The sequence below is a fragment of the Arthrobacter terricola genome, from assembly GCF_004354015.1.
GTDB classification, from domain to species: domain Bacteria; phylum Actinomycetota; class Actinomycetes; order Actinomycetales; family Micrococcaceae; genus Arthrobacter; species Arthrobacter terricola.
Window position 1 is genome coordinate 40,042 of record NZ_SMRU01000021.1, and the last position, 12,021, is coordinate 52,062.

General features: G+C 60.0%; 14 protein-coding genes. 2 read left to right on the top strand and 12 right to left on the bottom strand.

Going from position 1 to position 12,021, the window contains the following annotated elements:
* Positions 1–58 precede the first annotated feature (58 nt).
* The 10 genes from E1809_RS17100 to E1809_RS17140 form a co-directional block, all read right to left on the bottom strand.
* Positions 59–382, bottom strand: a complete 324-nt coding sequence (locus E1809_RS17100; RefSeq protein ID WP_133205449.1) for a hypothetical protein — start codon at positions 380–382, stop codon at positions 59–61.
* 45 nt (positions 383–427) lie between these two features.
* Positions 428–607 (bottom strand): hypothetical protein, encoded by a 180-nt coding sequence (locus E1809_RS17105; RefSeq protein WP_133205450.1) that lies wholly within the window; start codon positions 605–607, stop codon positions 428–430.
* Between the two features lie 17 nt (positions 608–624).
* Positions 625–1,368: a hypothetical protein gene (locus E1809_RS17110; protein ID WP_133205451.1), complete on the bottom strand. Its 744-nt coding sequence runs from the start codon at positions 1,366–1,368 to the stop codon at positions 625–627.
* 12 nt (positions 1,369–1,380) lie between these two features.
* Entirely contained in the window at positions 1,381–1,647 is a 267-nt protein-coding gene (locus E1809_RS17115) for a hypothetical protein (RefSeq protein WP_133205452.1), read from the bottom strand.
* A 371-nt stretch (positions 1,648–2,018) separates the two neighbouring features.
* A complete protein-coding gene (locus E1809_RS26765; protein WP_165962360.1) occupies positions 2,019–2,174 on the bottom strand; it encodes a hypothetical protein in 156 nt (51 codons plus the stop codon).
* An 81-nt stretch (positions 2,175–2,255) separates the two neighbouring features.
* Complete coding sequence (locus tag E1809_RS17120; protein ID WP_133205453.1) at positions 2,256–3,170, bottom strand: DUF4190 domain-containing protein; 915 nt, start codon at positions 3,168–3,170, stop codon at positions 2,256–2,258.
* A gap of 188 nt (positions 3,171–3,358) precedes the next feature.
* Complete coding sequence (locus E1809_RS17125; RefSeq protein ID WP_133205454.1) at positions 3,359–4,357, bottom strand: hypothetical protein; 999 nt, start codon at positions 4,355–4,357, stop codon at positions 3,359–3,361.
* On the bottom strand, positions 4,354–5,556 hold the full coding sequence (locus E1809_RS17130) for a sensor histidine kinase (protein ID WP_133205455.1): 1,203 nt from the start codon (positions 5,554–5,556) through the stop codon (positions 4,354–4,356). Before E1809_RS17130 ends, E1809_RS17125 begins: the two co-directional genes overlap by 4 nt.
* Positions 5,553–6,128 (bottom strand): response regulator transcription factor, encoded by a 576-nt coding sequence (locus E1809_RS17135; RefSeq protein WP_235835656.1) that lies wholly within the window; start codon positions 6,126–6,128, stop codon positions 5,553–5,555. The genes E1809_RS17130 and E1809_RS17135 overlap by 4 nt, the downstream gene beginning before the upstream one ends.
* A gap of 407 nt (positions 6,129–6,535) precedes the next feature.
* Positions 6,536–6,997, bottom strand: coding sequence for a DUF4190 domain-containing protein (locus E1809_RS17140; protein ID WP_133205456.1), 462 nt, complete (start codon positions 6,995–6,997; stop codon positions 6,536–6,538).
* A gap of 205 nt (positions 6,998–7,202) precedes the next feature.
* Between E1809_RS17140 and E1809_RS17145 the strand changes: the two genes are divergently transcribed.
* Complete coding sequence (locus tag E1809_RS17145) at positions 7,203–7,571, top strand: hypothetical protein (protein ID WP_133205457.1); 369 nt, start codon at positions 7,203–7,205, stop codon at positions 7,569–7,571.
* Between the two features lie 153 nt (positions 7,572–7,724).
* The gene (locus E1809_RS17150) at positions 7,725–8,663 is read left to right on the top strand and encodes a hypothetical protein (protein WP_133205458.1); all 939 of its coding nucleotides are present in this window, start codon (positions 7,725–7,727) and stop codon (positions 8,661–8,663) included.
* A gap of 1,934 nt (positions 8,664–10,597) precedes the next feature.
* Here the strand turns inward: E1809_RS17150 and E1809_RS17155 are convergent.
* The gene (locus tag E1809_RS17155) at positions 10,598–10,996 is read right to left on the bottom strand and encodes a DUF4259 domain-containing protein (RefSeq protein ID WP_133205459.1); all 399 of its coding nucleotides are present in this window, start codon (positions 10,994–10,996) and stop codon (positions 10,598–10,600) included.
* Between the two features lie 214 nt (positions 10,997–11,210).
* Complete coding sequence (locus tag E1809_RS17160) at positions 11,211–12,014, bottom strand: aminoglycoside 6-adenylyltransferase (RefSeq protein ID WP_133205460.1); 804 nt, start codon at positions 12,012–12,014, stop codon at positions 11,211–11,213.
* Positions 12,015–12,021: the final 7 nt, after the last annotated feature.

Genomic DNA, 12,021 nt, shown 5'->3' on the forward strand with positions numbered 1-12,021 from the left:
TATGCGCATGGATTGGTTTCAGATGCTCGCCGACTTTCAGGACAGGGCCAGATCGGTCTCACCAGTTTTTGGCGGACCAGTCAACGGCGTTGTCCAAAGTGCTGCTTCCGTTTTGGCCGGCCTTTTCACTGCCTAGGCCGGAGACACCGCAGTACGAATTGAGCGCGTTGAGGAGCCCAAGCGTGTTCCCCACGGAGTTCTGATCCAAGTCATGTGCAGTCAGCAGGTCTCGCTCTGTGCTTTGGCGTTGGCTGAACGATTGGGCGGCATATTGATCGCAGGTCGTTGATCCTGCACCGTTGCAGCCGGACAGGATTAGGGCCGCGGCGATACCGACGATGGTTGTCAGGGCAGCCGGCCGGAAATGGGCGGTAGTGTTCATGGGATTGTCCTCAAGGTGCGATTGAGAGGCTGTACTAGGTGGGTGTCAAGGCTTCTCGGCGGGCATTTTCCGCCCGATGACGGCCAAAACAACCCCGACGATGTACATCGGGATGATCCAGACCATCTCCCGCGGGTAATACCCGATGACGGATGTTTTGAAGGCGGCGATGAAGACAATAACGACGCCAATCAGGGTGACGATGTCCTTTTTCTTGATGTTCATGGCATTCCTTTCGTGAATTAGTCGTTGAAGCCGGGGTTCTTTTTTGTGATCTTTGAGGGCGGCGCCGGCGGGGCGTACTGTGCCGCGGAGCCGGCCGGCCAGCTTGTTGGCAGCTCGTATTTGCCCATCGTGCCCTTCTCCTGGACGACACGACCCGCTCCCAGCAGCCGCTCAAATGCTTCGGCTTCGTCTGCTTCAAACGGGTCGGTGTCGGCTTTGCGGTACGCGACCGTTCGCTCCATCAGCTCGTGAGCCAAGGCTGCACTGTCTGTCGACTTGTCCAGGGTCAGCTGTAGGAACATGTTGGCGCTCTCTGACTTGTAGACCAGGCGGAGAGCCTCGATGCCCAGGAATCCTTCCTTGCGCTGGAAGAGGATCTGCCGCAGCCAGGCGTAGCGAAGGTGCCCGGTGAGTGCTTTGCCTCGACGGCGGTTGGCGGCCAGGATCTTGCTTCCGGCGTTCAGGACAAGGGCGGCGCCTCCCCCGATCCAGCCGCCGCCCTTGTCGTATTTTTCGCAAATCATGGCGAACCGCGATTCGGTGACGTAGCAGTCGATCCGGACATCCTCTACGGACGCGATTTTGCGGAACTGGCTGCGGTTGTTGTCGTAGAGGTGCACTGAGGCGGCGGAGGCGTGGATGGGGCCGATGATGTCCCCGTCGAGCCCGTCCCAGACCAGCTTCAGGTCCTGAGTCAGGCTAGGGTAGGCGAAAGATTCCGGCTCTCCGGGCTCCGTAACGGTCAACGGGCTGTAAACCACAGGGCTCTCCGATCAGTTCTTGGTGAAAGGGTTGGCGCGCACGTTCGGGTCCTGTGATGGTGGCGGGCCGGCCGCTGCATGCATCCGTGGCAGGACTCCAACCAGGAAGGCAACGTCTGCGGCTATACCAAGAACCCCCATGAAGCCGAGGATGGCCAGCAGGACCAGCCAGAAGGACCGGTTGCGGTCCGCGGCAAGCCATGCAGAACCGGGGCGGGTGACCGCGTAGGCAAACACTGCGGCATTCACGATGTAGCTAATGACTACCAAGGCGGTCAAAATCGCACTTCCCTTCGTTTCGGCTGGGGCAGGAAGCAATCGCTTCCGACCATTGAGACCGGCCCGGCTTCAGGTGCCGTGGTCATGATCCTGATGGATGCTATCGACTCGGACATCCGGCGTTGAAGCGTTTCGCAATCGAGAGAAGAAATTGTCCTCAGAATGGGGTACAACATGGCGGCCGGTCGGTGAGCTCTACGAGAGTCGGGGCGTACTTCTCGTCGGTCGTTGATGCCAAAAAGGTGATCACAGTGGTTTCCCCTTGGGGGCCGTACACGAGCCATGACAGTGCCGCCGCGAGCTAGGTTGAGCAGCCAACAATCCTTTCGGACACGGCAGCGAGCATGCAGGGTGCTAACTCCTGCCGGCTGTCATCCAGGAGCTGGACGGTCACGCCGCACTCCTGTGCCCGACGGGCTGCTGCCCTCCGCCGAGGTTGCCAGAACGTGCCCTCGGATTTCGTCGCCGAGCTGCGCTTCGATCAGCCGCAGCTCCTGCCGGTCGGTGTTTTCGAGTTCATTTATCATGACCTGCGACTTAGATCAGGGCAGGGACGGTGACCTCGCAGAAGTGCCGTGAATCTGGGTACAACCCCGTGGTGTTCCGGATTACCTGTAATGGGATGCCGTCGTCCCAAGGATGATGAGGTAGACAACCACAGTGATGACGGCAAGCCCTGTTGCAATCCAACCAATGATCACAGCCGCCAAGGCAAGCCCGCGTCCTGCCTGTCCGCTTCTCTTGATCTGGGAAAGGGCCACGTGCCCGAGGATCAGCCCGACCACGCTGTTGAAGAAGACAACAATGAGCGAGGCGATCGCCATGCCGTTCGTTGGCCCGGGTGTCGTTACGGTCGGATTCGTGGCGTAAGCCCGTGGGGCACGTTCGACCTTCGCCGGAACCTCGTTCCTCCGGGGGTCCACGAGGGCTGCCAGCCACGCCCCTCCAATGCAGGTCAGGGCGACTAGAGGTCCGGCGTAGGGCGGGAGGGTCCAGGTGATCCGGCTGCTGGAAAGATTACCCAGAAGGGCGATTAGCCCGATGATAACCGCGACGGGGATGAGGACAAGGTAGCTGCGGGCAGGCCGGCCGCGGAGAACCAGCCACGAGGCGAAGTGGAGCGCCGTAAAGGAGGCGTAGACAGCGACCGGACCCGCCAACCCGATCGCACCGTAAGTCGAAACATAAGAAAACGGGAACCCCGGCAATGCGGCGAGGTTGGCTAGCACAAGGCCCAGCAGGACAAGGATGCCAGCAGGGAGGGTCAGAATTTTCTTCTTCGCCGCCAGGTAGAAACCGCCCAGGACAATAATGAACCTGAATGCGAGCAGGGTGTAGCTGATGGCGGTCGCGGACTGGTAGCCGAAGGCTTGGATAAGCGGGGAGATCAAATAAAACAGGATCTGCCAGGAAACCACCACAATGGCTGCGCCCGCCAATACCCGGAGGATCCCGGGATTGCCATTCGGCACGGCTTCAGGTGCATCCGGTCGCGCAATGAGCGATGTCGAGTCTTCGGTCATGATCAAGCCTTTCAGGACGTTCGTTGGGTGATTTGGGCGCAATAGTCCGCGGCCTCGTGAACGTGCGGCCGATGTGCTCGTACCCTGCGCCGGACTATATCGGGGTGTTCGCGAAGGGCGTGTGGTGGTGAGAATGGTCGGTCGGAATTGTCCACCGAACTATGTACAAAATGGCCCGGCGGGTCGGGTTACGCCCCCGGTTTTTGCTCGGGTATTTCTACAAGGGTCGGTTCGTTATGGTCATCCGGATCCGATGAAAGGATAGTGACACCTGTGCTGCCGCCCTGAGGCCTGAGGCGGGCCGTCACGGTTCCGCTTCTTGTCTGGTTGAGGATGCTGACGACGCGCTCCGATACTGCGGCCAACATCTTCGGTGTCAGTTCCTGTCGGCGGTCATCCAGGAGTTGGACGGTCACGCCGCGTTCCCTGGCCCGGCGCGCTGCTGCCACGACCTCAGCCGTGGCCAGCACGCGGCCACGGATCTCGTCGCGAAGCTGCGCCTCTATCAGGCGAAGTTCCTGCCGGTCCGCATCGGAGAGCTCGTGCTCCGGGTTTGCAATCTTGGTCAGCGCAGGGACTGTAACGTCACGGACGTGCTCCAGCCACTGAGTGCGCGCCACATTGAGGGCACGTTCGGCGGCGTACCAATCTGCGGCCCCCTGCGCGTCCGCGGTGTATTGGGCGACCTTGTCGTCATTGGTACGCAACAGGTGTCCGATCCCGGTGGCTATGGTCAGCCAACCCACCGTGGCGATGTTCATCATCAGGCCGCCGACCAGACCGGTGCTTGTGCCGGCTGCCCATGAGGTGAGCAGCACCGCGGAAAGACCTGCCCCCGCCCATGACAGTGCCACCGGTCCTCGGAGACTGACTACAACCAACAGGGTGTACGTGGCAGCCATGTGCCACGACGCATAGCCGGGCCATTTGTCGGTAGGCAGGACGCTGTCAACAAGGACCGTCATCGCGACCACAGTGGCAACGGCTGCGTACGCCTTCCACAGGGCCAGGCGGCCGGGTCCGGGAATGAGCACCAGGGCAGTCGCTGCGAGATAGATGACCATGGCCGTCAGGGTCTGCCACTCGGACGAGACCATGTCCAGGGACAGTAGGCCCAGAGTGACGTGCAGAAGCGCGAACCCCGAGCACAGCACAATCATCACCCTCATGGAGATGGCGCGGATCATGCTGGCGCTCCAGACCAGGTAAGCCGGACGTCGGTTCCAGCGCCGATGGTCGAGGTGACCGTGGCGGTTCCTCCGACAGCCTCCAGCCGCCCGATAATGGATACCTTGATCCCGAGCCTGCGGTCCGAGACCAGATCAGGATTGAAGCCCGAGCCGTTGTCTTTGACGGACACGATTACCCTGGCATCGTCTCCGGCCTTGTGACCGGTCACCCGCACTTCGCAGCGTGCCGCACCCGAGTGGCGTGCAGCGTTGTGGACAGCCTCGGTTGTCGCTTCAAATACCGCGCGTACCACCTCGCCCGGGAGGCGCAGCGTCTCCGTGGCGTCGCAAGTGACCACGACTTCCGGATCTTCGACACCGTCATCGACGGTGAATCTGATTCGGGCAGCCAATTCGGTGACCGTCGCCGGGGCTGCCTTCGATTCTTCGCTGGCCTGGACGTCGAGGCGCTCCAGGGCGCTAGCCGCTAGCTCTGCGCTCGACTGACGTTCCGGTACCGACACCGAACGCGCACCGGTGATCAACACCGTCATCACGCTGTCGTGAAGGAGCGCGTCCAGCCGGAGCCTCTCACTGCTCAAGGCTTTTTCTGCGGCGGCTTCACGGTACCGGAGGATTGCTTCCTCGGCGGAAGTGTCGACCCGGTGCGCGGCGCTGCGCAAAATGCCGATCGTCAGACAAATGATCAGGCCCATGACCGTCGCGAACGCCGCATCCTCCAAGGCGACCTGCAAGGACGCGGAAGCCGCCTGCGGCGTCGTCCTCACGACTGCGAAGACAACTCCGATGACGACCGTGTAGACACAGCCTGGAACGGTTCCGAAGGCGAATGCGCACCACACCGCGCCTACGTTGATGAGGGCCCACAGCCACGGTGTGCCGATCGTTTCGGGGACATTGGAAGGTACTGCAACGGGCCAGAGGAGCAGACCGAAAAGAACGAGAGCAGACAGAGCCGCGGCGGACCATGTGAGGCCTCGTCCGCGGATGGAGGCTACGACGAATACGACCAACAAGCCGAGAAAGGACCATAAGAAGATGGCTTCCCACCAATCGGCTGTCCACCGCATCTGGGTGAGAATCTGGCCGAAGGTCTGCAAGAGAAGCAGTAGGGCGAACGCCGAGATGCCGCGGCCCATCAACTTATGGGTGTCCTTGGCCGAGACCCCGGACGGGGCCTCCACGAACACTTTCACTGAGCGGTGCCTTTAGGGCTCCGGCGAAGTCGTTTGTTAAGAGGCTGCGGTGGCGGCACAATCCCCTCTTCCACGGCGCGGATGTACAGCTTGATCTTGGTGTCGGCCGGCCGACCCGCAGCCGCAAACTTCTCCCGGATCCTGACGATATTCGTCTTAACAGTGCTGGAGGCAATGTTCATCCGGAGGGCCACCTGGTCCTGGCCAAAACCGGTCGCATACAGCGCGAGGCATTCCTTTTCCCGTTCGGAGAGGTTGGCCTCAACGAACTCGGTGTCTAATTCGATGGCTGTCGCGAGTTGTATTTCGTCGATCGTTTCGCCGGCTGCCACCCGGCGCAGCTTCGAAAACGTTTCGGCCAACGGCTCCGTCTTAAGCGAGACACCCAATGCACCGTTTGCCAGCGCCTCATGAATATGTGCCTGGTTGGTTCCGACTGTGAAAGCCAGCACTTTGTACCCGGCACTGATCAGTCTGGCCGTGTTGTCGCCAGGACGCGATCCGTCAGCCAGCTGCAAGTCCAATGCGACGACATCACAAACATTACGACCCGCGTTCAACAAGGCGTCCACCGTCGGGGCTTTGCCGGCGTACGTGACACCGAATGGTTTGCCTTCCCGGTGGAGGCTAACCTCCATGCCGTTCATGAGCATGTCGTGGTCATCGATCACACACGCACGTACGGTTTCCACGCTCACCCTGCACCCCCAATATGGTCACCGACCGCCGGTGAACAGCATAAGTTTCTACATGCACGGGTGATGTTCCAAGTGTGACTTGCAAATGCGACGCAGCTCTGTAACATGCCTCACCGTCCTCGCGGGTGCGCGTGAACCGATGCTGAGTCCTGTTCTCGACGGGGGTCAGACGGCGCCCTGCGAGGATCGACTTGCGGACGCTCGGAACCCTAGGGTCACGAACCGTTTGTCACCCCGGACCAAAGCGGTGAAGTCCACCCTCAAACCAGGCCGGCGGGCAACTAGTGGAACCTGATGAATGTCACAGTCCACAGAACAACGAGTACCGAGGCAACCACCTCGCTGTAACCGACAACGAGAGCCCCGAGGGCAAGCTTGTCGCCGCGGCCACCGTCACGGCCGATCTGATTCCGGGCGACATGACCCAGGACAATCGCAGCCAGGGCAAGTCCCGAAACGCATGCTGCGACCAAGGCAACCACTGCCAAAGTGTTTGTCATTGATGCTCCCGCCGGCTTCGTTGCCTGCTCGGCCGGGACGAGTGCTGCGATCAGGAGAAGCGCAATGAGCGACACCCCGCCACCGACGAGCGCGAACATCGCATTACTCGTCAGCCACGCGACAATCGCACAAAACACGACTCCGCTGAGTGAAATGGTCGCCAAGACCGTGGTGTTCACGGCCGCCATTTTGGTTCTCACACCGGCGATCGGTGACTGGATCACGACGTTTGTCGAACTCATTTTTCCCCCTAATTGACGTGCACACTCACGGGCATCCTAGCCCAGCACATCGAACCTCCATGCTGAACAGGCAGAGCCACGCCCGGACGTCCCCATTTCAGATGACAAAGAGACCATGGACCTGCGGAATGCGGTGCCCTGCCCTTCCAAAATCAGTAATCTAAGCCCGGTCCCACGTCATGGGAATGGGGAAATGGAGGACAATATGGTTCACAACAAGACGATGCGCTTTACCCTCGCACTTGCCGGCGTTGTTATCGCCTCATCCGTCGCAGCCTGCGGAGCAGCGCCGAGCCTGGCCGGCAATTGGAAGGCCGATGACGGAACAGGGATGAAGGTTATTTCATCAAACGGCGCATGCAGCGGTATGTACTACAACGGCTCCACACCGCTGGACATTGGCGGGGGCATGTCATGCTCGCTATCCGACAAGAAGGGCAGTGACGGCCGCTACTCCCTTGTCGTCTCCCAGCCGCCAAACCAGGCCTCATACGAAGTGGAATTCAACGGCAACGACACAGCCACCGTCTACAGCTCGTCAGGCAGCCGCTTGTATTCGATGGCACGGCAATAACTATCGGTACGCCCCGGCGATTTAGCGCAAACCACGGCAGCCATGTCGCATCCCGCCGACAGCCGGAGACAAGTCTGCGCCACCGGGGGTCTTCGCCGTCACAGCCGTCACCAAGCGGTGCACAAGAGAGCCCGAACGGACTTGACCTTCGACATGAGTGAGGAAGCAAACGAAATGGTAGCCAGGCGCCTTCAACACCGTCCCGACGAACGTGGAGAGAACGCTCCTCTAGGCATCAACTGTGGAAAAAATCGAGGCTCGAAGCGAAAACTAGCGCAGCGCGGCGTTACGGCTGTAGCCGTTCTGGTCTTACTGTCCGGCTGCGCGAACCCCGGCTCATCGAGCGCTGCGCCGCCAGCAAACCCGACCGCTAATACCACCTCGGACCCGACGGACATGCCCACCTCAAGCACTCCCGATGAACCTTCGCCCACGGCAACCCAGGCCCCCCTAACGCTGGGATCGGGGAACAGCTACACCGTCATAGTGAAGGACTCCCAGGGATACGCCCAAGAAGCCACCCTCACCCTCTACCCCGGTTATCGAGGCAGTGACCGTTCCGCCTTGGACGCGGGGTGGGCGGCTGTGGGAGGGACCGGCGCAGACCCGTGCATTGACGTGAACCCGAGCAACGACATGGTCACGAATTACATATTCAGAACTGACACCGCCTACTTTGTCTTTGGGACGCTCACGATCAAAAACAACTCCAATGGGTTCAGTCCGCAGCCGACGACCTGGCAATGGGTTGGGAACACAGGAGCCGGGGGTGACCTAGTCACCTCACCCGACGCTTCGATAGACACAGACTTCGCTGTTATGGGGGCGGGGTACAGCAGCGGTGGGGAATGCGACGGCCTGACAACAGGTGGATTCATGATGAATCCAAAATGGAACGGATCCAGCAACCAATGGGGGCCGGTCCCCATTGCAATAGCAATAAGTGGCGTATACACACCGAACCACCCGTCCGGAAACTTGAAGGACATCAACGCCTTTATCCTCGGCGAGGGCCCCTTCGGAACTCCCGTCACCGACTCAACGGGCAAACAACGTCAAGGCATACCCCTCCCCATGCCGGCCGGGTCCTGACACTAATCCCATGCTCTTTTGCGCTTTGCATCGCTGTATCGGCTAACCGCCATGACTACATTGAACGGCCAAATACTGCATAACTGCTATTTTAAGCCAGACGACGTTTTCTCCGCAATTTCGCCCCCCCTGACTGGGAATACCAACCCTTCGAGTGACCAAGGGACGGACCAGTCAGTTATCGTATACAGCCCTCCGACAGGAAAAAACGTGACAGCAGTCAACAATGAAATTCTCGGCACTCATCGTCACCCCGCCGCCGCGCCTTCTAGGCCTTCCGAAGTGGCTCGAAAGCTCGGGGCACTGGGAGCGCATCTTTCAGCGGCCACAGCGGCAACAGTAACACTCGCCGTCGTCCTGTCAGGCTGCACAAGCTATGGCCCCTTGGGAAAGGACGATCTTAAAACGTCTTGGACGGCGATTGGAGGCTCGGCGGACCGCGGGGTGTCGGGCCCCGACGGGATCCTCCACGAGATTAAAGACAACACCGTCTATGCGCCTTCGACGTGCAGCATCCTGGCAGGCCCGGATGTCGCGTCCCCCTATGCGCTGGACGATCTGGGCAGCAGCGATCCCGGCTTCAGCGGTAACTTCAATTCTCCTTCACGCCCCTCCCCGTCACCCGGTTCAATCCCTCCCCCGGACTTTCTGACTACCTCGGAGGCACACGATTGTTCGCTACCGAGCAGAAGGCAACGGATTACTTCAACGCGGTCACCGGAGCACTCAACACGTGCCACAGCGTTGAGACGACCTACAAGGGATCTGCGAGCCGGGTCACCTGGGTCAAAGGGCCGTACGCCACACAGGGGACGATCACATGGAGTGTAGGAAAGGTGACGGGCCTTCTGATCCGTAAAGGGAACATCGTCCTGGTCGCGCATTCCGTATCCTCGAACGTACCCGACATTGCCGTAGACGCTGCAAAACTGTCCCAGGCGATGGGGGCTTCCTGAACTTTTCTCTCAATCTGGGCTGCAATTTGTCCGACGGCGCAGCGTCCTTCTCCCCTACTCGGGCATGCTCTTTTCTTCATGCAAGCTCGTACTGGACAAGATGATTGACCATTTCGGAGTTGAACCCGACGGCTGTCAAAGCTGGCGCGCTGTCGCTGACCGGGCGATCCTCTGGATCCAGGAGCTGAGCGACTCAGACCCGAACCTGCAACGGGAAGCCAGTCGAATCAGCACGCGGCTGCCGAAGTCGTTTGCACGGAGAGGTTTACCGTCGTTGGTCCTTCAGCCAATAACCCACGGCACCTTACGTTCTACAGCCGCCAGCGATTGCGTGGTTCACGTCAATACGGCTTTCGGAGGCACAGGGCGTCGACGTGGTGCTGCAGGAGGAATCCCCAAGTGCTGCTCAGGGCCACAAGGGCATTCCTCCTGCTGCATGGCCTCTACTGCCAGTGTCCGTCGTGGGTGGGGCACAGGTAGCCGGTTGAGCGGCAGGTGCTGCAGGTCAGAGTGTCGCCCAGAATGCTCTTCCTGGTCTGACCGTCGCAGTCACGACAGACAGACAGGCTGCTGTAGCACTTGTTGCATGTCATCTTTGTTCTCCTTATTTTCTCGCTAGCCGGATGCGGCGCACCCAACTCATGCGTACCTATGAACCAGGACTCCCCCGCTTCCAGATCTGGATCTGGGCAGGCGACAAGAAACTGTCGCTAACTGTCCTGAGGAGACCGACCGCTGGCTGGGACGTGCTCCAAGCTGGATGCTATCCGGCACCAATGGCCAGCTGAAGGGCATGCTTCTGTGATCGTTCGAAATGTCCACCGAAGCGCGGACAAACCCGCGCGGATTGTGTGGACCGAGGGCGCTGCAAGTTGCGTCTTCAACGCCAACTTCTATAAAGAAGCGCCGCAACAGCAACTCCGGGCTGAACCCGCCGACCCTGCAGCTTTACGGTGACCATCGCCCCGGCAAAGAGGTTTACCGGAGGGCGTCGCGCAATCGTTCCGCCAGGTCGTCGAGGGATTCGCGCCATTCGGGTTCGTCGGCGTCATCCCAAAGTTCGGCCAGTTCGGATTCGTCGCCGGCCACCCGCTCCACGGCCTGCAGCGCAAGCTCCACGTCTTCCGGGCCAAGTTCCGCGCCGTGGGCGGCCACCCAGGACGTGACGTTTTCCGGCACATCGCCGGGAGGGTTTCCCCGGGACGTGGAGATGATCTCCGCGGCGGCAACGGCTGTGCTGCCATCGGATGCCTCCAGATAGTCGGTGTCGGCGACCTCCAACGCAGTGCGGACGATCTCAGCACCGCCGTCATCGAGTTCGTCCAGCCAGTCCATCGCGTCGTCATTCTCGAACGGCAAGAAGCCCCATGCACCCATCTGTATGCCCTTCCCGGTTGTCGCTTGGTTGCAGAGCTTAACAGACAGGTCGGCCGACGTCAGGAGGGGCACGGGACAGCCTCGATGTTCCGGCGCCTACCCCGGAGGGCTGAAAAGGATTTCGTGTCGTCAGCGTCGAGAAGATCGTGGCGGAAGGCGATCCCGTCCACCGGTGTCCACGAAAAGGACCGCCACTGTCCGTGGATGCACGGTGTTACCAACTCATCATGAGTTCACGATGCCATAGGTTTTTCGTTGCCTGTTCGAGCTCAATGGGCCAAGCAGCACCACACTCTTCGGCAAGCTTGCGCGCTCGGGCCAAATAGACAGCTGCCAGCTTCTGCTGTGCATCTCGAATGCTGAGTTCGCTGAACCCAAAAACTGGAATCTCCTGCAGGCAATGCACCTGTTCATCGCTTAGATGTTGCCCTATCCGCTTATTAAGCGTCCCACTTTGAATCCCGTTCTCAGCTAGTAGCAAATTGACCAAGAGACGATCGCGCATCATCGCCGTAGTCTGCGACAGAGCGATGAGATCACCCCGGTGGACCGACGCGATCGTCTTACCCAGAAAGTAAAGGAAGATTTGGACATCTTGAGCGGGAAAGAACGCCTGGCCGCGAGGAGAGGGAGCGCTGATGATGTCCTGAATCAGGGCATCCCGGGCAAGGAGCACGCGGCGTGATTCACCCGACGTGAGCTGAGTTTCCGAGGAATGAACATTCACATCGATGTGTATCCAACTGGAAGTGAGGCAGATAAAGGAACTAGGAAGCCCAGGGATCGCATCTGCCAAGACCAGATGCACCTGCGACTCGAGCCAGTCGATGGCGGCAAAGTTCTCCGTCTCTCTCACTACTAAATGAAGGTCTATGTCACTCCAGTCATCTGCTGATCCCTGCGCCAAGGAGCCCTCAAGCCAAGCCGACCGTATACGTTGATCGTTGAAACAGTTCTTAAAGAGCATTTCAACGGTTGGCTTAAGCCGGCGCGGCACATCCTCAAGGGTGGAATCCATACCCGGA